The sequence below is a fragment of the Gardnerella piotii genome, assembly GCF_003397585.1.
GTDB classification, from domain to species: domain Bacteria; phylum Actinomycetota; class Actinomycetes; order Actinomycetales; family Bifidobacteriaceae; genus Bifidobacterium; species Bifidobacterium piotii.
The window spans coordinates 658,765-684,619 of sequence record NZ_QJUV01000001.1 but is presented as its reverse complement, the minus strand read 5'-3'; the positions used below and the strand labels follow the sequence as shown (position 1 = coordinate 684,619).

Below are 25,855 nucleotides of genomic sequence, written 5' to 3'. Positions count from 1 at the left end.
GCAAACCACATCATTTAACAAAGGAGTTCATTATGGATTTGCATTTGGAAGGCAAAGTTTTCATCGTAACAGGTGGATTCAAGGGCATTGGTAAGGGCATTACGCTTCAGCTTGCACAAGAGGGCGCAATTCCAGTAGTTATTAACCGCGCAGACCCTGCAGAAGAGACATTCCGCAAGGATATTGAGCAATATACAAAGAACTACGATGTTTATCTTCTCGACTTAAACGACACGGACGAAATCGCTCCAATTATTGAAGAAACCTACAAGAAATATGGTCATATTGACGGCATTGTAAACAACGCTGGCGTTAACGACAACAAGGATCTTGAATCCACTTCTTGGCGCGACTTTGAGAAGTCGATTCACGGAAACCTCACTCACTACTACGAGACTGTTCACGCTGCTGTAAAGTACTTAAAGGAAAGCCACGGCGCTGTTGTGAACATTTCTTCTAAGACTGCTCTAACCGGCCAGGGCAAGACCAGTGCCTACGCTGCTGCAAAGGGCGGAATCTTGGGCTTGACTCGCGAATGGGCTGCAGCACTTATTCATGACCGCGTGCGCGTAAACGCGATTGTTGTCTCCGAATGCTGGACCCCACTGTATGCCGATTGGATTAAGACCTTTGGCGACGAAGCCGCTCAGCAGGCTCGTTTGAAGGTTATTACCGACAAGATTCCTCTGGAAAACCGCATGACCACTACGGAAGAAATTGGAAACGAAGCTGCATTCCTACTCTCGGATCGCTCTTCGCACACCACTGGTCAGTGGGTATTCGTTGATGGCGGCTACGTGCATCTTGATCGCGCTTTGTCTTAAATTCCAAATGCAAATTTAAGATTAATGCAATTTAACTAGTCGATGGTGCGCAATGCAAAATGTGTGCTTGCGCACCATTGCACAAAATCATTTAAGAACTTAAAATCTTAAACTCTTTGAATTATTCTCACACGGGAGTGACGATGACTACAAAAGAAAACGACAACGTGGTTGTTAACAATAACAAAAGTAGCTCAAAAACTATAATTGCCATTGTATTGGTAACATCTTTGTTCTTCGTATGGGGTTTGACCATGAATTTGGTCAATGCTCTTAATTCCCCATTTGGACATTACTTAAATCTAAACAACACAGAAGCAGCGCTGCTTCAGGTTGCATACTTTGGCGCATACTTTGTAATGGCTATTCCTGCAGGTTTAATCGCAAAGCGCTTTGGGTACAAGGGCGGCGTAATTAGCGGTCTTGCACTCTTTGCAATCGGCGCATTTGCTGTAATTCCTGCAACCGCTACAGCAAGCTATGTTATGTTCCTTATAGCAATGTTTATTATTGCTCTTGGTGCTGCAACTTTGGAAACAAACTGCAACCCATACATTACAAAGCTTGGCGACGAAAAGGGCGAATCCTTTAGAATCAACATGGCACAAAGCTTTAACGGCGTTGGCAGCATTGTTGGCCCGCTTATTCTTGGCAACATTATTGGTAAAACCGTTAAGCAAGGCGAACCAGGATTTGAATTTGCTAAGTCGAAGTTCCTTAGCGATACTCGCATGATTTACATTGTTATTGGCATTGTTCTTATTGCGGTTATTGCAATCTTCTTCTGCTTTAAGCTTCCTACACCTCCAGGAGATGTTGAGGCAGATCAAGAAAATAAGGGCGATTCTTCATTCTTGCATCTTGTTAAGAAGCCATACTTTACACTTGGCGTTATTGCAGAATTTGTATTTGTAGGCCTTCAGGTTGTTGGAATGGCAATGTTCTCATCGTTTGCTCTTAAGCATTGGGGTGCTGGAGTAACAACTGGTATTGCGGCGTCTATGCTTGCAATCGTTTCCTTAATGTTCACCCTTGGTCGCTTTATTACAACGCCTCTTATGACAAAGTTTGATAGCGATAAGATTCTTGGAATCTACATGGTTCTGAGCGCATTGCTAATGTTTGTTGCATTCCTTGGACTCGGCAAGATTTCTGTAGTGGCCTACATTATCTCCTACCTGTTTGTGTCTATTGGATTCCCAACCGTGTTCTCACTTACCTTAAAGGGAATTCATGGCTCTGCTGCAAAGACTGGCTCTTCCGCTTTGATTATGAGCGTTGTTGGCGCAGCTATAATCCCACTATTCCTTGGATTTGTACAAGATTTTGCTGGCATTGAGGTTGCAGTGCTGCTTACCGTTCCAGGATTCTTGTATGTAGCTTGGTACGCATTGTGGGGTTCCAAGATTGGTCTTGTAGAAGCTAAGTGATTTGCAAAGAACTACAAAGTCTTTATTTGAAAGTCTTTAGAAAGACTTTAGAAAGGAAAATTTATTATGTCTCAACTTCGTATTTTAGATTCCCATTTTCATATTTGGGATCCAACAAAGCAAGTCTTGCCTTGGCTTGATGGCTTAGAAAAGCTAAACCACACTTTTACTCTAGAGCAGCTAGAAAAAGAATATGCAGACTTGGGCGTTGACTTCCTCGGCGGCGTATACGTTGAGGTTGATGCTGCAGACCACGAGCTAGAAGATAAGCTTATTGGCGAAAATCCTAATCCTAAGATTCTAGCTAAAATGCTTAGAGTTACGTTGGATCCATTTATGCGCGTACCAATTAACGCAACTGGCATTCGCGAGCCTCTTCACATTCCAAGCGAGCCACGCGGCCGCTGCCTAGAGCCTTCATTTATTGGTGGCCTTAAGGCAATGGCAAAGAAGGGCATGCCTTTCGAGCTTTGCAATCGTGGCGAAGAACTTGGCGATATGGCTAAAGCTTTTGAGCAAGTTCCAGAAGTGACTGTTGTTCTAAACCATTTGGGCAATGTTCCAGGATTAGACGAGGATTCATGCGCTGCTTTGCGTGCGTTTGCAAAGCTTCCACACAGCTATATTAAGATTTCTGGAGATAATCCAGTAAATCCAGATATTGTTAAGTTTGTAAAAGACACATTTAGCCCTGATCGCCTACTCTTTAGCTCTAATTGGCCAGTTGTTAAGTTGAATTCTTCACTTAAGCAGCATCTTGACTTAATGGTGGAGCTTTTCGGCGACGACGAAGATTTCTTCATGAATAATGCAAAGAAGGCGTATGGTATTAAACTGTAATTAATTAAGTTATTTGAATAGTCGATTTTAATAGTCGATTTTAGTAATCATTGCTTATGGGGTGTAAGATTTTGCCAGTTAAAGTCTTATGCCCCATAATTCAATACACAAAATAATTAAATAAAAGGACGAATTTTATGACTACTTCTAATAGCGCAAAGCTCGACTTACATGCTTTTAAGGGCGTTTTTTGCCCATCAATAACTGTAAGCAAAGATGACGGAAGCATTGACTACGACTTATGGGCAAAGCACTTAGACCATCTGATTGATGCTGGGATTAATGGCATATTGATTTTTGGCAGCATCGGCGAGTTCTACGCATACCCACTTAGCGTAAAAAAGGAAGCCGCTAAGTTTGCTATTGAACACGTTAATCACAGAGTTCCAGTTCTTATAGGCGTTGGAAACACAAATCTTAACGAAGTACTTGACTTTACTAAGTTTGCGCAAAGTTGCGGAGCAGACGCTGTTGTAGCTGTATCTCCATACTACTTTGGACCAACCGCACAAACCGCAGAACTCTACTTTGGCGCAATTGCGAGCGCAACTAGCTTGCCTGTTATTCTATACAACTTCCCTGCTCGAACTGGCAGCGATTTAACACCAAGCTTAGTTGCAAATCTTGCTGAAAAATACCCGAATATTGTTGGCATTAAAGACACGGTAGATACTATAAGCCATACTCGCGCAATGATTGATGCAACTAGACGCGTAAACCCAGATTTTGTTGTTTTCTCTGGTTTTGACGAGTACTACACTCCTAACAGGATTGCTGGAGGAAATGGCGTGATTTGTGGTCTTACTAATGTAGAGCCAGAAACTTTTGCAGCTTTGCATAAAGCGTATGAGGCTGGCGACTTTGCGCATCTTATTGAATGTGCTAAAAGAATCAGCCACTTGATGGCAGTTTACAATACTACCGACTTGTTTATTTCTGCGATTAAAGCTGCTGTAAATCTTAAGGGATTGCCGATTAGCACGCTTGTTCGCGAGCCTGCAAGTCAAGTTAATAGCGAGCAAATCGAAGCAATTCGCGCGCTGCTTAAGTAATAGTCTGCTTACGCAATAAATCAAGAATAAAAAGAATAAACCCGCACAACGTTAAGAAGTGCGGGTTTGTTTTGTGTTGACTTACGTTGATTTATGCTACGTAAGTTGCATCGCGAATGCTACTTTGTGTAGCGCTCAAAATCTTCTGCAGTATTCACTTGAACGCGCTGCTTAATAATGGACAAAATCCACTCTTTAGCTTGCTGGGCTGGAACACCGTTCAATTGGCTACCATCGCGGAAGCGGAAGCTCACAGCATTGTTGTTCACATCCTCTTCGCCAGCAATCAAAGTGAAAGGCACCTTAGACTTAGAAGCGTTACGAATCTTCTTGCCAAAGCGATCGTCGGAGCTATCCATTTCGCAACGAACCATATTCTCTTCCAAATCGCTAATAAACTTTTGCAAATGCGGAGCGAACTCGTCTGCAACAGGAACGCCAGTAACTTGAACTGGAGCCAACCATGCTGGGAACGCGCCTGCATAATGCTCAAGCAAAATAGCGAAGAAACGCTCAATAGAGCCAAAGAGTGCGCGGTGAATCATTACAGGGCGCTGGTGACTACCATCAGCTGCAATGTACTCCAACTTAAAGCGCTCAGGCAAGTTGAAGTCGAGCTGAATAGTAGAAACCTGCCAAGTGCGGCCGATTGCATCGCGAGCTTGCACAGAAATCTTAGGTCCGTAGAATGCAGCTCCACCTGGATCGTCCACGAGTTCCAAACCAGACTCTTTAGCAACTTCTGCCAAAGTGCTTGTCGCTTCTTCCCAAATCTCGTCGGAACCAACAAACTTGTGCTCATCCTTAGTGGAAAGCTCCAAGTAGAAGTCGTTCAAACCGAAGTCTTTAAGAAGACCAAGCACAAAGTTAAGCAAGCTCTTTAGCTCATCGCGCATTTGCTCGCGAGTGCAGTAAATATGCGAATCATCCTGAGTCAATCCGCGAACGCGAGTTAAGCCATGAACAACACCAGACTTTTCGTAGCGATACACGGTACCAAACTCAAACAATCGCAAAGGAAGCTCGCGGTACGAACGCTGGCGAGACTTAAAGATCAAGTTATGCATTGGGCAATTCATTGGCTTCAAGTAGTAGTCAGCACCCTGGCGAGTTACGTTACCATTTTCGTCGCGCTCTTCGTCAAGCTTCATTGGAGGATACATGCCATCCTTGTACCACTGCAAGTGGCCAGAAGTCTCGTACAATCCGCCCTTAGTAATGTGCGGAGTTTGCACAAAGCTGTAATGATGCTTTCTGTGCTGCTCACGGGAATAATCTTCCATTGCGTTAATAATCGCAGCACCCTTTGGATGGAACACTGCCAAGCCTGGGCCAATCTCGTCTGGGAACGAGAACAAATCCATCTCTTGACCAAGCTTACGATGATCGCGCTTAGCAGCCTCTTCCATGCGAGTTGTGTAAGCCTTAAGCTCTTCCTTGCTAGGCCATGCAGTTCCGTAAATGCGCTGAAGCATAGGATTATGCTCCGAACCGCGCCAGTAAGCTGCAGCAACACGCTCAAGCTTAAAAGCCTTAATATAACGAGTATTTGGCAAATGAGGTCCACGGCACAAATCGCTCCAGACCTTGTTTCCTTCGCGATCCAAATTGTCGTACATGCTAAGCTCATGCTTGCTGATTTCGCCAGCAGCCGCAGGATCAAGAGCCGCTTCCTTATCTCCAATCAACTCCAACTTATAAGGTTGATTTGCTTCTTCTTCGCGCGCTTCGTCCTCTGTTACAACGCGTCGGCGGAAGCTTTGAGACTCTTTAATAATGCGCTGCATATGCTTTTCGATTTGCTTCAAATCGTCTGGCGTAAATGGAGTATCAACATCGAAATCGTAGTAGAAGCCGTCTTTAATTACAGGACCTACGCCCAACTTTGCGTCTGGTCGAATTTCTTGAACAGCTTGAGCCATCACGTGTGTAGCGGAATGACGCATGATTGCGATGCCATCTTCACTATCAAGGGCTACTGATTCCACGGTATCGCCGTTATGAAGAGGCGTGTACAAATCACGCAACTCACCATTTAAACGCACGGCAATAATATTCTTATCTTCCGCGAAAAGTTCAACGCCAGTGAAGCTTGCATCCACCTCCTTGCGTTCCTCGTTTACGGTGATGGAGATGGTATTTTCAGCCATAATTGTCCTTTTCTATCGGGGTCTTGCGTTACTAATGTGCAGACCTGGACTTGTGTGGCGTCGATAAACTTACGCGATTAAAACATAAATAAAACGCGCAAAAAACGACGTCAATCGCACGCATTTTTCACGCGCAATTCTCTGTTACTCTAGAACAACAGAGCGACTTTTTAACAATGATTTTTTGCAAAAACTAGAATAAATCTCATGTATTTTCAAAAAGATGCTTTCACTAAGCTTTACAACTAAAAAGAAGCATCCAGCACAAATCGCGATAGTTCCGCCAGCAGAAAGTCTTAAAATCACAGCTAAGGCAAGTCCTAAAAGCGCTATAAAAATAGAAGACAATACGCATGCAAACACAAATTTGTTAATGGAACGCATTCTGCTTTTAAGTGCTGCTGCAGGAGCTGCGATTAAAGATACCGAAACAACAGTTCCAACAGCTGGAATAATCACCGAAACTGTAATGATTATTAGCGCAAGAACAATTCCTTGCATTAATCCACTTCTGCCACCTAATGCCTTGTAATTAGTGGAGTCAAAAGAGCAGTGAATCAAATTGGCGCTATTAAAACTCCACAATCCTAGTGCAAGAGCGAATGCAATAATCGCAAAAATCACGTCTGCAGGAGTGCAGTTAAGCAATGATCCTGTTAAAAATCCTTCAATTCGCAATGGGAGCGGCGCAAACCACTTGTTCAAAAAGTAGCCGCTAGCAAAACCAACAGTAAGAGTTATTCCAGCAGAAGCTTGAGAAGATATGCCCTTTAGTTTAGAAAGCACATGCATCATAAAAGACAAAACAATGCAAGCTAAAGCAGCGCCAATAAAAAGACCAATAGACAAAATGTTTTGATCAATCGTATAAATAGATGTAACTACAACTCCGATTACAGCTCCTGGAAAAGCAGCGTGAGTTATAGACTCGGTGAAGAAAATACGCTGATTAAGCAAAGCCAAAGATCCAACAAAACCGCATAATGCTCCAACAGCGATTGCCTCTACAATAGGAAGAGCGATAATTTGCCAAATACTTACCATTATTACTTTCCACCAGCCTCTATTGCGCTAGACTTTTTCTTTTTAGAAAACTTTTTAGAAAACTTTTTAGAAAACTTTTTAGAAAACTTTTTAGAAAACTTTTTAGAAAACTTTTTAGAAAACACTAGTGCGCATGTAACTCTGTATAAGAATCTTAAAATCAAAACGACTACGAACATTGCGCAAATACTTAGTGCCACTGCAGCTTGCGGAGAAACTGGATGATCAAGCTCCAAGTTCATAGCGTACATGCCTAATAAAACGCCAAAAATACCAACCGCAACGCCAACAAACGCCATACGCCCAACAGTGCGCGCAACCAATCTTGCGCTAGCTCCAGGAATAACAAGGTATCCAATAACAAGAAGTACGCCAACAGCCGAAGATGCAGAAACTACAACAGACGCAATTGCAACGTTTAGCACAATATCTACAAGTAAAGTATTAACACCCATTAAAGGAGCACTAGCGCGGTCGAACGCAACAATAATCTGCTTCTTCCAAGTTAGCACAAGCAATGCGATTGCAAATAAACAAATAAGCATTGCTTGAGTCATTCTATCGTCTGTAACATCTAGCAAACGTCCAAACATAAGCGCTTCAAGCTGACCAGACATATCTCCCTTTTTAAGAGATATTACGATTCCAAGCGCAAAAAATGTTGTTAAAACTGTTGCAATTATTGACTCGTTGATTTTTTGAGACCTAGATGCCCACACAAGAGCGGCAACCAGAAAAATTGCACAAACCGAAGCTCCTGGAATGATTTGCCCAATTCCTCCATATAACGCTCCGACTACGATTCCAGGAAAAATCCCGTGAACCAAAGCCTCCGCATTAAACTCGGCGCATCTTAAGTTAACAAACACACCAACTATTCCGCTAGCAACTGCAAGAACAATAAGAAGGCAGAAAGGCCTAAAAATGTAGGGAGCGGACGCAATAAAGTCAAATCCTGGTATAGGCTCGAGGATTTTGCGCAAAGACTCAACCAATTCAGCTAGCATTGGATTCGTCTCCTAAAGCAGAATCTAACGAAGCATTTGACGAATCATTTAACGAATCATCTTTATTTGCTAATTGATTCAAAGTAAGACCCGCACTTGCAGCTGGCATACTTCCACCATAAGCCAAAGATATGTTTTCTTTAGTCATGACTTTTCTAAGAGGCCCAAAAGCCACTTGACGACCAGCCAAAAGCAAGGCTTTTTCGCAAATCGCGTCCGCGATTACAAGGTCGTGAGTAGACACAATAAACGAAATCCCCTCTTCTTTAGCGGACTTCATAATATTTAGCAATTCTTTTCGATTCGGCTCGTCTAATCCGTTAAAAGGCTCGTCTAAAAGAATCAACGTAGGTCGCGCAACAATAGCGCGTGCAAGCAATATTCGCTGACGCTGGCCTCCAGAAAGATCGCCAAATCTAACATCTGCTCTGTCTAGCAAACCAACATGATTAAGAGCGCTCTCAACAGCTTCTTTCTGACTTTTTTTAAGCAAACCAAAAAATCCAGTTTGCCTACTTAAGCCCATTGCTACAACTTGACGAGCGGTGATTGGAAAAGTCAAATCCAAATCAACTTGTTGAGGAACATAGCCTATTGAAACCGTTTTCGGCATTGTTAAGCTTCCATCACTCACTCGCACAATACCAATAATCGCCTGCAAAAACGTTGTTTTTCCAGAACCGTTAGGCCCAATCAAAGCTAAAGCCTGCCCAGCTTCTACACTTCCATTAAGACCAGTAACAACAGTTTTATAACCGTACGCTAAGTCGCAATCTTTCATTGCGAGAACGCTCTTATTCACTATAAATTAACCTTCTTGTAACTACTTTTGTAGTGATTTATGATTTTCCGCCACTTCTGTAGCTACATATTAACTACTTTTTTAGCGCATCTTTTACAGATTCTGGAAGGTCTGGAATTTTGCCATCCCAAGCCTTAACAAGAGTCTGAACGTTGTGAACAATAGAACCAATATATGTCTCGCCAGCAGATCCAACAGGGCCAAGAGAATCGCCGTAAAGCGCATCGTCTCCAATAATCGCCTTTACGCCTGCAGCAGCAGCAACGGCCTTAATCGACTTGGAATTGTTGGAATTTTCGGCAAAGATTGCTACAGCACCAGACTTTTTAACAGCTTCTGCAGCTTCCTTAATGTGATCTGCGGTTGCGTCTTGCTGGCTGTTAAAGTCGGAAAGCGCTGCGCCAATAAACTTAACGTTGTAATCGCGCGAGAAGTATCCAAATGCGTCGTGCGAAGTAAAGAGTACGCGATGCTCCTTTGGAACACTATTCAAAGCACTAGTTGCCCAAGAGTCTAAATCGGTAAGCGACTTAACGAACTTTTCAACATGCTCGTCGAAGATTGACTTGCTTTCTGGAAGAGCCTTTCCAAGGAAGTTACCAATATTCTTGACTTGAATCATAGTGTTCTTAGTGCTTGTCCAAATATGTGGATCGTACTGGAATTCTGGCTCTTTCTCGCCTTCTTCTGGTGGGAATGGCCACTTTTCGGCGTGAACCTTTTCAATACCGCGGTCAATCTTGTAAGGAAGATTCTTTTCTTTAGCAGCTTGCGCTTTGGAATACTTGATTTCGTCTGCTGTAAGAATGCCCGAAGTTACACCCATTGTGCCCTTAAATCCAGTTGCTTTTACAGCCTGATCTAAGAAGTGCTCAAGGTCCACTCCAGAAACAAGCATTAAATCTGCTTTAGAAAGCGCCTTGGATTGCGCTGGAGTCATCTCGTGCTCGTGAGCAGATGCGTTTGGAGCAAGCAAGCAAGTGAGGTTGATTGTTGACTTTGCTTTGTCTAAAGGCGCGCCAATCACAGACTTTTTGCCTTGAGAATCGGTTTTATTAAGGCTTAATCCAGATTTTGCATCTGCAGTGGATGCGATTTGAGTTACGTAATCGCAGATTTGCGTGGTTGTTGCAACTACGTTTACTTGATTGCCGTTAGTCTTTTGATCTGCTGTCTTAGCTGTTGATCCACATGCGCACAAGCCAACAGTTAGCAAAGCGGCGGTGGCTGCGGTGGCAAAAATTCGTGCAGTTTTCACTATTTTCCTTTCCGGAATCTATGAATTCACATTATTGAAATTCACATTATTCATTATTGCAATTTTTCTTGTGTTTTCCTTAAGCACTTTAACTTGTGCTATCTTTGTTTAATCTTGTAATTAGGAAAGATTATCGTTAGCAATAACGTTTTAAGCATAGAGAAAATAAAAAGCTTGGTCAATAAAATCACAAAAAATTATCGGAATTTTTTACAAAACAGCGTGTCGCAATTTTTTTGTTTGATATAATTGCGATTTTTCTTGCGACCTTTCTTGCGAATTGCCAATAAATGATGTATAGGAACGCAAAATTGTCACTACTATCAAGCAATAATCACGCATAATCAACAATCGCACACAATCAACAATCGCATATATTCACTAGAATCGTAAATATGACTCCACTTCTAAACACAGCCAGTATAGATGTAAAAGATGCTAGCAAATGCTTAAAAAAACCAAACGAATCGAGCAATAAGTACTCTAGAGGCGTTCTTGGATTAGTAACAGGATCAAACGCATACCCAGGAGCGGCCGTTTTAATCACAAAATCAGCAGCATACAGCAATATTGGCATGGTTCGCTACGCGGGGCCATTTAGAGCGCAAAATCTTGTTTTACAAGCAGTTCCAGAAGCCGTTGTTTCAGACTGCTTGCAAGGAAAAGTCAATGCTATAACTGTTGGATCTGGAATCCCAGACTATGAGCATTGCAATGATGATTCAACAAAATCGCAACGAGACTATATTTTAGACTTGCTTAAACCATATAGCGCACATAGTGCAGAAAATCAAGAAAACACAAACCTACCGCCCGTATGCGTAGACGCTGGAGCGCTTGATTTATTGCCTAAAAAAGTTTGCGAAAAAGTTGTTTTAACTCCTCATGCTTTAGAATTAAGCAAGCTATTAAAACGTTATAACCTTGATTTTAGCGCGGAAAATATTGCAAAAAATCCTATAGAATTCGCTCAAAAAGCGGCAAATCTTACTGGAGCAACTGTTCTTCTTAAAGGATCTACAACTGTTGTTGCATCTGCAGAAAGTTTGAACTTGCCAATATTTACTTGCAAATATGGCCCATCTTGGCTTGCGACCGCTGGGTCTGGAGATGTTCTTGCGGGTATTTTAGGCGCACTTCTTGCGCAGAATAATTGCGAACTAAATCAAAGTGCAAACTACGCATTAATCGCTGCTAGCGCGGCTGTGATTCATGGATTGGCCGCAAAGTTGGCTGCAAAGTCGTATGCAAAGTTAGACGCAAAGTCGTATGCAAAAAGTGTTTACAATTGCGAAAATCACGAAAATCACGAAAATCACGAAAATATTGAGCATCCAATAGTCGCAAGTAATATTATTGATGCATTGCCTTACGTTCTTGGATCTTTAATTAATCTTGATTAAAAGAAGAAAAGCGAAAGAAGAAAAATGACAAACACAAATACAAATGCAGATATAAATGCAAATAAAAACACAGAATCTGTTGAAATTCACGACGTAATGTTCGATTATTGCAAAGTTTTGCTCGAGTGGAATTGTAGGAATTGCTTGCAAAAACAGTTCCCAGATTTAGTAGACACGATTTGCCCTAATGGCACTTTTGGAAAAGATGATTTGGCTGGATTCTATGAGTTTGAAGACCGCATGGACGGCGGAGAACTATTAAAAGACCTTTTGCCAGAATACGAGAGGCGATTTGGCAAGGATCTTAGCAACGCTTTTCAATGGTATTGCGCACACTATGATCAAGTTCTTACGCGAATGATGCCTGGAATGGTTGATTTATTGCACGATTTGCGCAAAGCTGGCTACGGCGTTTGGGGATTGACTAACTGGTCTAAAGAAACTTTCCCACTCGCATTGCGTAAATTCCCAGAATTGAACACGCTTTTGCAGGGTACGGTTATTTCTGGCGTTGAAAAATTACATAAGCCACAGCCCGAAATTTTTGAGCTTGCTATGAGCAGATTTGGGCTAAAGCCGCAAACAACTGTTTTCTTCGACGATAAGCCAGTAAATATTGATGGCGCGCATAACGTTGGAATGCATGGGTTTGTTTTTACTACAGCGCAAAAAGCTAGAGAAGATTTGGCATCGCTGGGCGTTAGATTATAAGCGTTAGATTATAAGCGTTAGATTATAAGCGTTAGATTATAAGCGTTAGATTATAAGCGTTAGATTATAAGCGCTAAGCCAAAGTCGCAAGATTATAGGCGTTAGTCGCTAGTTTGTATGCATTAATCGCAAGATTATAGGCATTAAAATATGCATTAGTCGCAAGATTATAGGCGTTAGATTATAGTTGTTATAGTTGTAATAGTTGGAAATAGTCAAGTATAAAGAATAGTCAAGTATAAATCCCAAAAATCGGAAGGCTCTTAATAATGACGCTGCTGCAATTAAAGTACATTGTGAAAATCGTAGAGTGCGGATCTATGAACGAAGCTTCGCACGAACTTTATGTTTCACAACCAGCGTTAAGCTCTTCCGTAAAAGAGCTAGAGCGAGAGCTTGGCATTGAGATTTTTACAAGGTCTTCTCAAGGAATTGCATTAACGGTTGACGGAGCTGAGTTTTTAACATACGCGCGTCAAGTTTTAGACCAGGCAGATTTGCTTGAAGAGCGCTACAACAGCACTAAGCCTAGAAAACAGCTTTGCAGCGTTGCGACTCAGCACTACATGTTTGCTGTTGAGGCTTTTGTAGACATGATTCGCAGCATTGATTCTAACGAGTACGAGTTTTCACTAAGGGAAACGCGCACAAAGAACATTATTAATCAAGTGACTTCAATGCGCGCAGATCTTGGTTTGCTTTATCTTTCCGACTACAACAAAGACGTTATTGGAAAAATGCTTCGAGAAAAGCATCTTGAGTTTCATCCGCTTTTCCGCGCTAATTTGCACGTTTTTATTTCTAGGAATAATCCGCTCGCAAATCGCAAGAAGCTTACTTTGGAGGATTTGCGACCATATCCGTTTATTCAGTACGAACAGGGAGAAGACGGGAGTTTCTTCTTTACAGAGGAAGCGGTTTGGCCTCAACATCCGCCTAAAAAGATTAATGTTACAGACCGCGCAACCATTTTGAACTTTATTATTGGTCTTAATGGTTTTACGATTTGCACTGGAATCGACAATGGCGACTTGAATAACGAGAAAATCGTGACCATTCCGCTGGATTGCGAAGAAACCATGCTTGTTGGGTGGATTAAGAATGAGCGCACGAATCTTTCTCCTGCAGCGCTTGCGTATCTTTCTCAACTCGAATCTGTGCTAATTAAACACGGGTATCAAGTAATAAGTAGAGCTAAGTAGCAAAGCACGAAGTAGCTTAAGTACGTAAGTAGATAACTACGATATAAAACTACGCTACAAAACTACGCTACAAAACTATGCAATTTCAAGAATCAACACGCATATGTAACTGCTAGCATATACGCGAAAGTGAAGGTGTATGTGCTTGATGGATTTGATACAAACCAATCTTAATAAGCTTATAAATTTTTCTAATCAGAAGACTAAAAAAATATTTAATATACATCTATTCACAAAATAAACAAAATACTACTAAACTGTGAAAGTAATAATAAAAACAGTAGAAAAATATATCAAATATTTATAGTAGAGAAAGATATTCTATGAACAACAATGATGTTTCTGCCAAAAACAGCGATATACAAAAAACTCAGATTATAAATAACAGCACAACATCATATGATAATAACCCGAATAACATGTCTCACAAACTAAATAATGCAAATAATGCAAAAAATACAAAATCTAAAAAGCTTAAACACGTACTCCTAACTGTATTGATAATCTTTTTAGCAGCTGGGGTCATAGGTTCGATTCAGCAAAATAAATCAAACAACACTAAAACCAAGCTAAGCGCATTGGAATGTAAAAATATAGCAAAAAACTATGTAGCTGACGACTTTTTATCCTTGAACGCTATTAAGAAAAAGATGACAACTTCCGAATGCTCTGCGAAAGATTCCGAATCTGCTATAAATTATTTGGACGACACTTACGATTTCAATAATGTAGCGGTAAGAAAACTAAGACTACTCGTAGAAGATGACAATAGCTTAACTGAAAAAAACGCAAAATCAAAACTTGAAAACCTTGAGTTTAATAAAGAAGAGATAGAATTTGCCATAAATCATTACTCCGACGAAATCTGCTCCGTAAAAAAGAATGACTTATCTTGCAAAATTGAAAAGGATTCAAGTTTTGCACAAAAAGATAAAGATGACAAATCCAAGAATTCCAAAGACAATAATGAAAATAAACCAAAGTCGTCTTCAAACGGAGATTCTGACAATAAAAATCAAACTAACGCTAACAAAACAAGCACAAAAAAGAATTCAACAAACAAATCATCTGTAGATAGTTCCAATTCAAATTATACACAATCTGAAAATGGGAACGCGGAAGAACAGAAAGAGAATCAACAAACTACCCAAGCACCAGTTCAGCAGCAGGCACCAGCACCTGCTCCTCAACCAGCTCCTGCTCCTCAACAACAGCCTCAACAACAACAACAACAGCTTCCTCTAGTACATCCTGGAAGTTTCTGCTCTACTTCTGGACAGCAAGGAGTGACTATACGAGGAACTCTTATGATGTGTCAAGAAGGAGTAAACGACGGAAGATTACGCTGGCGCAAAGTACGATAGCACATTGTAGTTTTGTATGAAGTTTCATTACAACGCTGTAATGAACTTCATACAAAACTGTAACCACATTTAATTACGCTTACTTTCAGATTTCCACTTTTCTATGAATTGCAGCGCTTCATTCTCGGATGCATGATTAAAGTAATCATTATTATTTTCATAATTTAGTACAAACGACGCTAATATTATTTGCTCTTCTTTAGTAAATTCATCTAAATGATTTTTAGCGTAATTTTTTATAGAATAATAAAATTCTTCTTCAGAAACTAGATTAAAGCAATTTTCTGAAGAAAATTTCCAGTCTGTTAATTTATTATATGTTGTTATACATAAGAATTTAAGCTTATTTGTCTCATTATTAAATAGATTCTTAACATATGAGATGGCATTCTCTTCATCAATAAATTTCCATATGTAAAATGCCGTATCGAATTGGTAAGAACTTAATATATCCTCGGAATATGAAATAGATTTAATTTTTGACGCATAAATTTTTTCAATATCTTCTAAATGTTTAAGGCTAATGAATTTAAAATTTTTACGCTCATCTTCACATCCATATCTTTTGTAGGCAAATATAATATATTTAATTATTATAGATGTTGTGCCAATGTTGTATTTATTAATATTTTGAACTGCAGAACTAATAATTTCATATCTATCACTTTCATTTTCTAATCGAGTAATTATTTTACATATTAAACGTTCTGAATATTCGCATGCGGATGTTTTGAATAAATTAGATGAGCCTATATCTTTAAATCTATATTGTAATTCAAATAATGTAGATGCAATTAAAGCAAGTCTATTATTTGATATTTTATTATCAAAGAGTAATGCCTCTGTAATTTTTAAAAAGAATATAATGTTACCATCTTTATTAAAATTCTTAACTTTTTGCATGAAAGCAAATTTGCTACAATTATTTATGCATTCAATAATTTCTTCTCTTGGAATTTTTATACTTGATAAATTAAAACTGAAATATAAATCAAATTTCTCTATAGAACCAACGCGCATTTTACTAATAAGTTCTTCTTCAGATTGAGTATTTACGAATTTATGCTTATTAATGTCTTTTACAAATGTAGGAAACATAGTTGAAAGAATATCTATTACTTTGTTACAGTCAAATTCAAGACTACTAAATTTCTCATTGCAATATTTTAAGTAATCTATTTTATCCTTGCCAATCATTAGAATACTATGTTCTCTGCATGTACATAATGTATATGCATTATCAGAAATCCAGTCATATAACTTAGGCTCAAAAATTTCTATAGCAGTAATGGCTAATAAATCAACAAATGATGTTTCTTTCCATAAAGCGCCATATTTGAATTGGAACGCATTAAGCAATCTATTTATATCTCTTATATTTTTGATATATGGATTTACACAGTTTTTAAGTACTGTTTCAAAATATTCGTTATTTTCAAATTCTTCTTCGCAATCATTTTTGTATACAATTTTATTGAGTCTACTTTTTAATATTTCAGGCAATAGTGATTTATCAATTTCAGGAATTTCAAAAGAAACTTGAACAATTTTCTTTAAATACTCATCTCCATCAATATTGTGATATTCAGATAAAGCATTGCAAACAATTTCTCTATCCATCGTAAGCACATAAATGATGTTAGGAAAATCGCCTACTTGTTTAACCAATTGGAAAATATCTTTAATTTGAGGAGTAGTTAATCTATCTATATCATCAATAAAAACAATTATTTTGTGGTCAAAATCTTCTAGCGCCTTACATAGTTTTTCTTTAGCTTCATCCAAACTAGGATTTTTCATCAATTTAGTCCCTACTGCTTTGGATGTAGTTTTTAATATAGAAACAATTGCGGGTCCAACTGCTGGAATTATTGATAGCACGTCAATAATATCGGAATATTGACTTATAGCCTCTCCGATTTTTCCTTTGTTTTTTTCTCCCTTAGCAACACTTAGTTTATTTTTTAATTCATGAAAGAATAAACTAATTAAATTGTTTTTGTCGGAATAATTCCATGGCGAAAATTTTATAATTATTGGATTATGCTTTTGATTTTCTTCTTTACTTTTTTGTGCGATAAAAAGTTTTTTGATTCTTTTGTATAATTTTGAATACCATTTTTCCTTCTCTACTCTTTTAACTTCGTCTTCGTCTATTGAAATCTCAGATATTACCATATTTATAATAGATGTCTTGCCGCTTCCCCACTTACCATACAAGCCGATTACAAGACCATCTTTGCTGCCATATTCACAAATCGATTTTCCAAATTGTTTGGCAAAATCGGATCTTCCTAATAAATCATAATCAACTTTTACAATAGGTTTATCTGCAACGTAGCTCATATACTTTCTCCTATACTTACTTAATTACAGTATTTCGCATACTAATTTATATTCTAATAATTTATGCAAAATTATCCTTTATTTAGTTTTCTTACAATATTAAATATTTCATAAATTGGGTTATAAATTTATAAACACAAAATTTTATATTATAAAAAATAACGCTATAATGAATGCAACGCGAGGGCCTCGCAGCTGCCGTTTACGTCCGATTGTTAGTCGAGGGGATCCCTCGCAATTTTCATTCTATAAGTATATTTTTTAGCATAGGATTTATGGGTTATAGGCCAAAATGGTATGTAAGATTAATTAGAACAAACCTTGCATTTTGGCTTGAATAAGTTCAGCCGCAACATTAGCACCTGCATTAATCAAAAAATCTTTCAATCCGACTAATGTAGATTTTAGAATATGCGGCTTCTTTTCTTCTTCGATTTTTGACTTAATATCATCTAATAATTCAACTGCCGTTTCCATGTCATCTTTTGATAAATCTGACCCACTAATACTTTTTTCAACTTCAGTGATTATATCTTTAACTTTACTATATGAAAATGAAACTGTGTTTTCGCTACCAGATACGATTTGAACATTGTCAGATGGTGAATTAATAACACTTGTATTTCCGTAATAGTTATTAACCGTTTGAGGAATATTGATTGCACGATCTTTTTCTTTCTTAGAGAATGTCATATTTTCTCCGACAATTTCTTCTGCTTCTAGCTTTAGTGTCCATTCCAAGATAGTATTTTTAACTTTTTCTTCAATATCTTTTACAGCAGTTGTTGTGACGTGAAGTGCATATCTCATTGGCAGTGGAGAATCAAACATTTTATCAAGCAATGCAAGTTGTTCTCCAGAAAATTCTAATGTCAAAACATTTTTCGATGATTCACACAAGGATATGATTTCAGAAATAGAGTTTACCAATTTCCTTTCGCAAATCATTTTTTCGACTTTGTTATCTTGTATTAAAGTGGGTATCCATCCACGATATGGATTGAATGCCTTTAAAATACCTCGAACTTTTCTATACTCTGGACACGATTCTGAGTCAGGATAACCGTTTAATTCATATTGAATCCACTTATCGAAATCAGTAAGTCTTAGTTTTGATGCTATTAGATGTGCTCTGCGTAACACATTAACAACATCACAATTCGATGAAACGATTTCATTTTGCAATTCTAAAACAATACTTCCCATATTATTCACCATCCTTCTTCGTTCCATAAGTTGCTGCATCTTCAGCTACCATCAGCGATGACTTATTTGAAACAACATCAGCTTAATTCACAGTATTCGGTTCATTAGTGGTAAATGAGCCACCAACACCAAAGAACTTCTCAAAGAATGATTTCAGCTTATCAATGACACCTTGCTTCTTAGTAGTTCTGTCACCACCACCGAAACGAGATATAGGAGGCATAAGTCTATCTATGTCCGTACCTGTTGTTTTGATTTCACCATCACGGAATGCGTTCTCGATGAATTTTCTTGTTTCAGGTTCCTTTAGCTTTTCATCTTTAATAATCTGAACAAGTTCTTCTTCACGCTTTTCGGCTACATAATAATGCCATTCTGTCATAACGTCTTCAACATCATTAATTCCTGCAATAAAGGTTTCAATAAGAGCCTTCTTGCTACGAAGTTCAGGGCTGGCATCAATAGCTTTCTTGATTATTACAAGCACTTCCTTATCTTCACAGTGACTATCGTGATATTTCTTAACAAGCATAAGGATATAATCGATATTGATTTCAATCTGCTTAATAAGTTCAACCTCAAAGACAATATCATCAATAATATCGGTGCTTTCACCACGCTTGCGTTTTTCATTCCATTCATCACGCAAGTCCTGATATCTACCAAGATAATCCTGCAAATCACGCTCAGTTATCATTTCTTTGCCAGCGAATTCATCAAATGCAGATAAAAGGTTTCTCATGCGTAGAATCGCACCAAATAGGGAGATAAAGTCCTTCTGATTCTGCTCGCCTATAATCTGTGGCTCTGAAAGTGGGAATTTGGAAGTTAAATCATCCATCATACCCATATATCCTGGATACTGCTTTCCATCAATGCCTTCATAACCATAGTAGTAATCTTTGAAACCTTTCATCAGAACAATACCACCTGCATTCTTATCACCGAAAAGTGAAATAGCAGCGTCTACTCGTTTCTGAAGGTTTCTAAAGCATACAATATTACCGAAAGTCTTAATTGAGTTAAGAATTCGGTTCGTTCTTGAAAATGCCTGAATGAGTCCGTGCATCTTCAAATTCTTATCTACCCACAGTGTATTTAATGTAGTAGCATCAAAACCTGTTAAGAACATATTTACAACAATAAGCAAATCAAGTTCCTTGTTCTTCATGCGAAGAGAAACGTCTTTATAATAATTTTGGAACTTATCGCTATCTGTAGAGTAGTTCGTATGGAACATCTCGTTATAATCTTTGATAGCATCCTCAAGGAAATCCCTTGATGACTGATCAAGTGCTGATGTATCTTCTGAATTTTCTTCATCAAGAATACCGCTTGCACCTTCATCAAGTTCTGCCTCATTTGCACCATAACTATAGATGGTTGCAATACGAAGTTTCTTTGTAGGGTCAGCCTCCATCTGTTTTTTGAATTCCTGATAATATAATTTTGCCATTGGAACAGATGCAACAGCAAAGATGGAGTTAAATCCACTTACTCGTTGTTTCTGCTTGATTTCTTCTACAGCACCATTCTTGCCGGATGCAACTTCTGAAATATTGGTAAGGGTGTTGTAAATATATGTTTTATCACCACGATATGTTTTTCTATCAAAGTTGTTAAGAATATATTCCGTTACAAGCTTGATACGCTCAGGAGCCATCATTGCCTTTTCGCGAGCAATATCCCATACCTGTTCGTCATCGATATCTTCATCCATATCCATTGTCTTAACATAGTCGACTCTGAACGGAAGTACATTCTTATCGTTAATAGCGTCAACAATAGTATATGTATGAAGCTGGTCGCCAAAAGTCTGCTCTGTAGTAAAGAACTGCGTATTACGTGAGCTTGCTGTATTTGCAGGAAAGATTGGTGTGCCTGTGAAACCGAATAAGTGATATTTCTTAAAGCTTTTTACAATAGCTGCGTGCATATCACCGAACTGACTTCTATGGCATTCGTCAAAAATGATTACAACGTGCTTGTTGTATACTTCATGTTCTTTATTTTTCTTGATAAATGTTGCAAGTTTCTGAATAGTCGTAATGATGATGTGAGCATCACTGTCTTCCAACTGCTTTTTAAGAATGGCAGTAGAGGTATTACTGTTAGCTGCACCTTTTTCAAAACGATCATATTCTTTCATAGTCTGGTAGTCCAAGTCCTTACGGTCAACTACGAAGAGAACCTTATCTATGTAAGGAAGAAGTGACGCCTGTCTTGCAGTTTTGAATGACGTAAGTGTTTTGCCAGAGCCTGTTGTATGCCAGATATAACCGCCACCTGCAACATCACCATATTTTTTATAGTTATTAGCAATCTCAATACGATTAAGAATACGCTCCGTTGCCGTAATCTGATATGGTCGCATTACCATAAGCATATTTTCGGAAGTGAAAATGCAATACTTGGTGATTATATTAAGAATCGTATGCTTTGCAAAGAATGTTCTTGTAAAGTCAATCAAATCCGGGATAACACGATTGTTTGCATCCGCCCAGAAGGATGTAAATTCAAAGCTGTTGCTTGTTTTGCCTTTCCTGGCAGTAGCTGAAGCATTTACATCCTTTATAGCATTGAAACGTGTGCTGTTGGAATAGTACTTTGTGTTAGTTCCATTTGAGATAACAAAAATCTGTGTGTATTCAAACAGACCACTTCCTGCCCAGAACGAATCTCTCTGATATCGGTTAATCTGATTGAAAGCCTCACGAATAGCCACACCTCGGCGTTTAAGTTCTATATGAACAAGTGGCAAACCATTCACAAGGATCGTAACATCATAACGGTTATCGTGCTTTGCACCGTCAGACTCTCCAATAACGTACTGATTGATGACCTGTAAAAAGTTATTGTGGATATTCTTCTTATAAATAAGGGTAATATTTTTTGTACTGCCATCATCTCGCTTTAATACCTGAACATTATCCTCCTGGATTTTTCTTGTCTTTTCAACGATTCCTTCATTCTGGTTGGCAATGGAATCTTTGAAAAATCTATCCCATTCCGTTTCAGAGAAATGGTAACTATTCAGTTTCTCAAGCTGAGTACGAAGATTGGCAAGCAAATCTTTTTCTGTGTGTATCTGAAGATATTCGTATCCCTGCTGTGTAAGCATACGAATAAACTCTTTTTCAAGTTCGCCTTCTGACTGATAGCTGTTAGAACGTGCCTTCACAGGCTCATATTCGGTAACAACTGTATTTTCACTTGTAGCTGCCACTATATTGAAATATGGCATACGGGCACCTCCTCTTGAGATTATAACTGTTTGAAAGAAAGCAGCTTATCTCTATAAAATTCATATTGTTTTTGTCTTGCTTCTATTTCAGCCGGAAGACCGATGTTGAGGTCAGAGCAGATAGTGTCAAAGCGATCCAGAATTTGTACGATTTGACGCTGCACTTCAAGAGGCGGAACTGAGAGAATTAACTCCTCTAAGTCAGACTTGTTAATTGCAGGAACTCCACCATCTTTCTTAAGAGACAATATTTCATATGAATTATTTGACAAGTAATAATACAAATATTTATTTAATACAAAATCAGCATTTCCAACGATTTTATAGCATAGAGGCCCAAGCCAAAACTTGTTTTTTTGATACCCCACATAACCAATACCACCTTGACCTCTAGAAGGCGTTGTCACCACGTCTCCATCACAATTCCAATCTAATGAATATCCAGAATTAGTAGTTCCAGCATTAATATATTCATATAAAGAATGTGATTCTTGAATATCCCTTAATTTACTTCCAGTTGAAATAAAAGCAATATCGCCAATCTTCTTATACTCCACACCGTTTGGGCAGTAGCGTGAGATAAGCGAGTGTAGAGGATTATTATCGTTAAAAGTGAGCAGTGTATCTCGATAGTACTCATACTGTTTTTTACGAGCTGTAAGCTCCGCTGTAAGCTCCGCTGTAAGTAACGTGAAAGAGTCCAATATATGGACTATTTCACGTTGTACCTCCAACGGAGGTACGGGAACTTTAAAACTTTGTAACATTGGTAATGTGATATATGGTACGGAGCCTTTTTTACAGTTCACCATAATATATGGTTTTAAATAGGCATCCATAAAATGAAATAAAAAAGGTTTAATGACGAGTTTAAAATTATCTAAGACATAAGTTCTTTGATAAGCATTAAACTTACCTTCATATTGATTTAAATGACCTACTTGGCTACCATTTCCTGATATCAATATTGCTGATGTGTCAAATGCATATTCATTAATTTTATAAGGGTTTGCATCGCAGGTGAAAAACGGATAAATACCATCTTCATCTTTTGCGTTAGCATTCAACTTACCAGTGCAAATATTACATAATTCGCCTAAAACTTTATACTCCACCCCATTCGGGCAAAGTTCTTGAATCAGCTCATCTAATTTACTCATTTTGCTCACCTGCTTTCAACATTCGATTGACCGCCTTATCAAAATCAGAGGTGATTTTCTGTGTTTTGTTAAATTCTTCATATTCAGCCGACGCTTTATCTCTTGCCATTCTACCGGAGATTTTCCCCTTATCCCGCAGAATATCATATCGGCGAAATGCCAGAAATTCGTTCACGCTGGCGGCAAACTCCTCCATAGTAAAGGTATTTTCTCGCTCAATCAAATCTTCAATATAGTCGAAATAGCCTGTTACGGCACGCTCCAGTTGACGAATTTGTTTTTCTTTCAGATAGTTTTTTGCAACGACCACATCTGATTTTAGAATGCGTCCGTCCGGAGCATTTTTCCAAGTAGTAAGCCCCATATTTTCTTTGGTTCTGTCAGCAGAAGTATAGACAATTTCTGCCGCAGTCTGCCCGGTAATTGCAAAATGGAACTTGTTTTGCACCATAGCATAAAAATCATGGGTAATCTGTGCATTTTTATCATAGTCAATGCTACATTCCGCAAAGATGTCTGTGATTTGCTGCCAGATTCGTCTTTCGCTCGCACGGATTGAACGAACTCTTTCCAAAAGTTCACGGAAGTAGTCTTTCCCAAAGACTGTTTTGCCCTGCTTCAAGCGTTCATCATCCATAGCAAAGCCTTTTATCATATATTCTTTCAAAACGCCGGTAGCCCAGATTCTGAAACTTGTTGCCCGTTTGGAATTTACTCTGTAACCAACAGATATGATTGCATCGAGGTTATAAAATTGTGTTTCTTTGTTTTGCGTTTTTCCCTCGATAGCTCCGTGTTGAGTGGTTGTTGCAATTTTTGCAACAACCACTTTTTCGTCAAGCTCACCCTCATTGAAAATATTTTTCAAGTGCCTGCTTATGGAAGATTTATCGACATCAAACAATTCAGCCATTGCTTTTTGCGTAAGCCAAATTGTTTCGTCTTTCACAAACGCATTGACTGAAACATTTTCTTCAGCGGTTTGATATACTAAAAAGTTAAAATCATTTTCCATCACTGCACCTCGATTTCTGCAATTATCTCATCGATTGCTTTTCTTAAGGTCTCTTCACGAGCAACGATTTCTTTGATTTCTGCATTCAGCTTAACAATATCGATTTTTTCTCTTGTATCTTCTGCTTCAACATAGGTTGATACAGAAAGGTTGTAGTCATTTTCAGAAATCTCATCGTATGTTGCAAGATGTGAGAAATGCTCAATTTCACTGCGATTTGCAAAGCATTTCACAATCTTATCCATATTGTCTTGAGTAAGCTTATTGTTGTTCGTAACCTTAATGCACTCGTTTGTTGCATCGATAAACAGCGTTTTATTATCTGCCTTGTTCTTTTTCATTACCATAATGCAGGTGGCAATTGAAGTTCCAAAGAAAAGATTAGGTGGCAACTGAATTACGCAATCAACAAAGTTGTTATCAATAAGATATTTTCGGATTTTCTTTTCAGCACCACCACGGTACATAATGCCTGGAAAACATACAATCGCAGCAGTTCCGTTTGATGCAAGCCATGAAAGACTGTGCATAATAAATGCAAGGTCAGCCTTGCTCTTTGGTGCAAGAACACCTGCAGGTGCAAAACGAGGGTCATTGATAAGTAAAGGATTATCATCACCAGCCCATTTAATAGAATACGGAGGATTTGAAACAATCAGTTCAAAAGGTTCATCATCCCAATGCGCCGGGGCTATAAGGGTATCTTCACAAGCAATATTAAATTTATCAAAGTCGATATCATGTAGGAACATGTTGATACGGCAAAGGTTGTAGGTTGTAATATTGATTTCCTGTCCATAGAAACCATTGCGCACCTTATCTCTACCAAGTACTTTTTCTGCTTTCAGAAGCAGCGAACCTGAACCACAGGCTGGATCGTACACCTTGTTGATTTCAGTTTTTCCAACTGTACCGAGTCTTGTAAGAAGTTCTGATACATCAGCAGGAGTAAAGAACTCACCACCCGATTTACCCGCATTTGATGCATACATTGTCATCAAATATTCGTAGGCATCACCAAATGCATCAATATCGTGATCCTTAACATCACCAAGATGCATATCAGCCACGCCATCAAGAAGCTTGCAGAGCTTTTCATTTCTCTTTGCAACAGTAGAACCAAGCTTATTACTGTTTACATCAAAGTCATCAAAAAGACCCGCAAAGTCGGATTCTGATTCACTGCCTTTAGCAGACTCCTCTATATGACGGAATACCTTCTCAAGTGTTTCATTAAGGTTCTCATCATCTTTAGCTTTTGCTCTAACATTGCAGAAAAGTTCTGAGGGAAGGATAAAGAATCCTTTTTCTTCAACAAGTCCTTCTCTTGCTTCCTCTGTATCATCATCAGACATCTGCGCAAAATCGAAATCAGTATTACCTGCTTCAATTTCACCTTCATTGATGTAGTTAGTAATATTTTCAGAAATATATCTGTAGAACATAGTGCCAAGCACATAGTTCTTAAAATCCCAACCATCTACAGCACCACGAAGTTCATCCGCGATTGCCCATATAGCACGGTGAAGTTCATCACGTTCCTGTTCTTTTTTATTATCAATAGGCATTATCTTTTCCCCTCCGCTATAAATTCCAAAATATCGTTGGGCGTACAGTGTAAAGCCGTGCAGATATCTTCCACTTTCTCTAGTGATATATATTGCCCGGTACGTAGTTTAGTAATAATGTTGGCGGAAATATTGCTCATTCTCATTAAGTCCTGATTGGAAATATCTTCTTCAATCATGCGATGTAATAGTTTTTTATAACTAACAGCCATAATTCCATCCTTATTTT

At 38.6% G+C, this 25,855-nt stretch carries 20 protein-coding genes; 8 read left to right on the top strand and 12 right to left on the bottom strand.

The features are described 5' to 3' along the window. Positions 1-32 precede the first annotated feature (32 nt). From D0T20_RS03135 to D0T20_RS03120, 4 genes are all read left to right on the top strand, one after another. Positions 33-824: an SDR family oxidoreductase gene (locus tag D0T20_RS03135; RefSeq protein ID WP_016635378.1), complete on the top strand. Its 792-nt coding sequence runs from the start codon at positions 33-35 to the stop codon at positions 822-824. Between the two features lie 143 nt (positions 825-967). Further along, positions 968-2,254, top strand: coding sequence for an MFS transporter (locus D0T20_RS03130; protein WP_016635377.1), 1,287 nt, complete (start codon positions 968-970; stop codon positions 2,252-2,254). A gap of 66 nt (positions 2,255-2,320) precedes the next feature. After that, on the top strand, positions 2,321-3,094 hold the full coding sequence (locus D0T20_RS03125; RefSeq protein ID WP_116438367.1) for an amidohydrolase family protein: 774 nt from the start codon (positions 2,321-2,323) through the stop codon (positions 3,092-3,094). 137 nt (positions 3,095-3,231) lie between these two features. Continuing rightward, positions 3,232-4,146, top strand: a complete 915-nt coding sequence (locus D0T20_RS03120; protein WP_116438366.1) for a dihydrodipicolinate synthase family protein — start codon at positions 3,232-3,234, stop codon at positions 4,144-4,146. A 119-nt stretch (positions 4,147-4,265) separates the two neighbouring features. On the opposite strand, the gene thrS is transcribed toward D0T20_RS03120, so the two are convergent. From thrS to D0T20_RS03095, 5 genes are all read right to left on the bottom strand, one after another. Then, positions 4,266-6,296, bottom strand: coding sequence for a threonine--tRNA ligase (gene thrS / locus D0T20_RS03115; protein ID WP_116438365.1), 2,031 nt, complete (start codon positions 6,294-6,296; stop codon positions 4,266-4,268). Positions 6,297-6,440: 144 nt separating this feature from the next. Continuing rightward, positions 6,441-7,340: a metal ABC transporter permease gene (locus D0T20_RS03110; protein ID WP_116438364.1), complete on the bottom strand. Its 900-nt coding sequence runs from the start codon at positions 7,338-7,340 to the stop codon at positions 6,441-6,443. Between the two features lie 2 nt (positions 7,341-7,342). Further along, positions 7,343-8,347 carry a metal ABC transporter permease gene (locus D0T20_RS03105; protein WP_116438363.1) on the bottom strand — a complete coding sequence of 335 codons (1,005 nt, stop codon included), beginning with the start codon at positions 8,345-8,347 and terminating at the stop codon, positions 7,343-7,345. Continuing rightward, positions 8,337-9,128, bottom strand: a complete 792-nt coding sequence (locus D0T20_RS03100) for a metal ABC transporter ATP-binding protein (RefSeq protein WP_116438719.1) — start codon at positions 9,126-9,128, stop codon at positions 8,337-8,339. The genes D0T20_RS03105 and D0T20_RS03100 overlap by 11 nt, the downstream gene beginning before the upstream one ends. Positions 9,129-9,222: 94 nt before the next feature. Continuing rightward, positions 9,223-10,407 (bottom strand): metal ABC transporter solute-binding protein, Zn/Mn family, encoded by a 1,185-nt coding sequence (locus D0T20_RS03095; RefSeq protein ID WP_116438362.1) that lies wholly within the window; start codon positions 10,405-10,407, stop codon positions 9,223-9,225. Positions 10,408-10,802: 395 nt separating this feature from the next. On the opposite strand from D0T20_RS03095, the gene D0T20_RS03090 reads away from it, so the two are divergent. From D0T20_RS03090 to D0T20_RS03075, 4 genes are all read left to right on the top strand, one after another. Further along, complete coding sequence (locus tag D0T20_RS03090) at positions 10,803-11,810, top strand: ADP-dependent NAD(P)H-hydrate dehydratase (RefSeq protein ID WP_116438361.1); 1,008 nt, start codon at positions 10,803-10,805, stop codon at positions 11,808-11,810. 24 nt (positions 11,811-11,834) lie between these two features. Further along, the gene (locus D0T20_RS03085) at positions 11,835-12,521 is read left to right on the top strand and encodes an HAD family hydrolase (RefSeq protein ID WP_116438360.1); all 687 of its coding nucleotides are present in this window, start codon (positions 11,835-11,837) and stop codon (positions 12,519-12,521) included. Between the two features lie 269 nt (positions 12,522-12,790). Beyond that, positions 12,791-13,723, top strand: coding sequence for a LysR family transcriptional regulator (locus D0T20_RS03080; RefSeq protein WP_018617525.1), 933 nt, complete (start codon positions 12,791-12,793; stop codon positions 13,721-13,723). Between the two features lie 323 nt (positions 13,724-14,046). Next, positions 14,047-15,087: a hypothetical protein gene (locus D0T20_RS03075; protein WP_116438359.1), complete on the top strand. Its 1,041-nt coding sequence runs from the start codon at positions 14,047-14,049 to the stop codon at positions 15,085-15,087. Positions 15,088-15,156: 69 nt separating this feature from the next. Here the strand turns inward: D0T20_RS03075 and D0T20_RS03070 are convergent, their stop codons facing one another. The 7 genes from D0T20_RS03070 to D0T20_RS03040 form a co-directional block, all read right to left on the bottom strand. Then, positions 15,157-17,433 (bottom strand): KAP family P-loop NTPase fold protein, encoded by a 2,277-nt coding sequence (locus D0T20_RS03070; RefSeq protein ID WP_116438358.1) that lies wholly within the window; start codon positions 17,431-17,433, stop codon positions 15,157-15,159. A 309-nt stretch (positions 17,434-17,742) separates the two neighbouring features. Beyond that, positions 17,743-18,651 carry an AbiTii domain-containing protein gene (locus tag D0T20_RS03065; RefSeq protein ID WP_240320593.1) on the bottom strand — a complete coding sequence of 303 codons (909 nt, stop codon included), beginning with the start codon at positions 18,649-18,651 and terminating at the stop codon, positions 17,743-17,745. A 70-nt stretch (positions 18,652-18,721) separates the two neighbouring features. After that, the gene (locus tag D0T20_RS03060) at positions 18,722-21,883 is read right to left on the bottom strand and encodes a type I restriction endonuclease subunit R (RefSeq protein WP_116438357.1); all 3,162 of its coding nucleotides are present in this window, start codon (positions 21,881-21,883) and stop codon (positions 18,722-18,724) included. A gap of 20 nt (positions 21,884-21,903) precedes the next feature. Then, positions 21,904-23,043 (bottom strand): restriction endonuclease subunit S, encoded by a 1,140-nt coding sequence (locus tag D0T20_RS03055; RefSeq protein ID WP_116438356.1) that lies wholly within the window; start codon positions 23,041-23,043, stop codon positions 21,904-21,906. Then, complete coding sequence (locus D0T20_RS03050) at positions 23,036-24,058, bottom strand: virulence RhuM family protein (protein ID WP_116438355.1); 1,023 nt, start codon at positions 24,056-24,058, stop codon at positions 23,036-23,038. The genes D0T20_RS03055 and D0T20_RS03050 overlap by 8 nt, the downstream gene beginning before the upstream one ends. Then, on the bottom strand, positions 24,058-25,626 hold the full coding sequence (locus tag D0T20_RS03045; RefSeq protein WP_116438354.1) for a type I restriction-modification system subunit M: 1,569 nt from the start codon (positions 25,624-25,626) through the stop codon (positions 24,058-24,060). Before D0T20_RS03045 ends, D0T20_RS03050 begins: the two co-directional genes overlap by 1 nt. Beyond that, a complete protein-coding gene (locus D0T20_RS03040) occupies positions 25,626-25,838 on the bottom strand; it encodes a helix-turn-helix domain-containing protein (RefSeq protein ID WP_116438353.1) in 213 nt (70 codons plus the stop codon). The genes D0T20_RS03045 and D0T20_RS03040 overlap by 1 nt, the downstream gene beginning before the upstream one ends. Between the last annotated feature and the right edge of the window lie 17 nt (positions 25,839-25,855).

Bases quoted from the DNA above. Each gene is read 5' to 3' on its own strand.
- D0T20_RS03135 (WP_016635378.1), top strand. From the start codon at position 33: ATGGATTTGCATTTGGAAGGCAAAGTTTTCATCGTAACAGGTGGATTC.
- D0T20_RS03130 (WP_016635377.1), top strand. From the start codon at position 968: ATGACTACAAAAGAAAACGACAACGTGGTTGTTAACAATAACAAAAGT.
- D0T20_RS03125 (WP_116438367.1), top strand. From the start codon at position 2,321: ATGTCTCAACTTCGTATTTTAGATTCCCATTTTCATATTTGGGATCCA.
- D0T20_RS03120 (WP_116438366.1), top strand. From the start codon at position 3,232: ATGACTACTTCTAATAGCGCAAAGCTCGACTTACATGCTTTTAAGGGC.
- thrS (WP_116438365.1), bottom strand. From the start codon at position 6,296: ATGGCTGAAAATACCATCTCCATCACCGTAAACGAGGAACGCAAGGAG.
- D0T20_RS03110 (WP_116438364.1), bottom strand. From the start codon at position 7,340: ATGGTAAGTATTTGGCAAATTATCGCTCTTCCTATTGTAGAGGCAATC.
- D0T20_RS03105 (WP_116438363.1), bottom strand. From the start codon at position 8,347: ATGCTAGCTGAATTGGTTGAGTCTTTGCGCAAAATCCTCGAGCCTATA.
- D0T20_RS03100 (WP_116438719.1), bottom strand. From the start codon at position 9,128: ATGAAAGATTGCGACTTAGCGTACGGTTATAAAACTGTTGTTACTGGT.
- D0T20_RS03090 (WP_116438361.1), top strand. From the start codon at position 10,803: ATGACTCCACTTCTAAACACAGCCAGTATAGATGTAAAAGATGCTAGC.
- D0T20_RS03085 (WP_116438360.1), top strand. From the start codon at position 11,835: ATGACAAACACAAATACAAATGCAGATATAAATGCAAATAAAAACACA.
- D0T20_RS03080 (WP_018617525.1), top strand. From the start codon at position 12,791: ATGACGCTGCTGCAATTAAAGTACATTGTGAAAATCGTAGAGTGCGGA.
- D0T20_RS03075 (WP_116438359.1), top strand. From the start codon at position 14,047: ATGAACAACAATGATGTTTCTGCCAAAAACAGCGATATACAAAAAACT.
- D0T20_RS03070 (WP_116438358.1), bottom strand. From the start codon at position 17,433: ATGAGCTACGTTGCAGATAAACCTATTGTAAAAGTTGATTATGATTTA.
- D0T20_RS03065 (WP_240320593.1), bottom strand. From the start codon at position 18,651: ATGGTGAATAATATGGGAAGTATTGTTTTAGAATTGCAAAATGAAATC.
- D0T20_RS03060 (WP_116438357.1), bottom strand. From the start codon at position 21,883: ATGCCATATTTCAATATAGTGGCAGCTACAAGTGAAAATACAGTTGTT.
- D0T20_RS03055 (WP_116438356.1), bottom strand. From the start codon at position 23,043: ATGAGTAAATTAGATGAGCTGATTCAAGAACTTTGCCCGAATGGGGTG.
- D0T20_RS03050 (WP_116438355.1), bottom strand. From the start codon at position 24,058: ATGGAAAATGATTTTAACTTTTTAGTATATCAAACCGCTGAAGAAAAT.
- D0T20_RS03045 (WP_116438354.1), bottom strand. From the start codon at position 25,626: ATGCCTATTGATAATAAAAAAGAACAGGAACGTGATGAACTTCACCGT.
- D0T20_RS03040 (WP_116438353.1), bottom strand. From the start codon at position 25,838: ATGGCTGTTAGTTATAAAAAACTATTACATCGCATGATTGAAGAAGAT.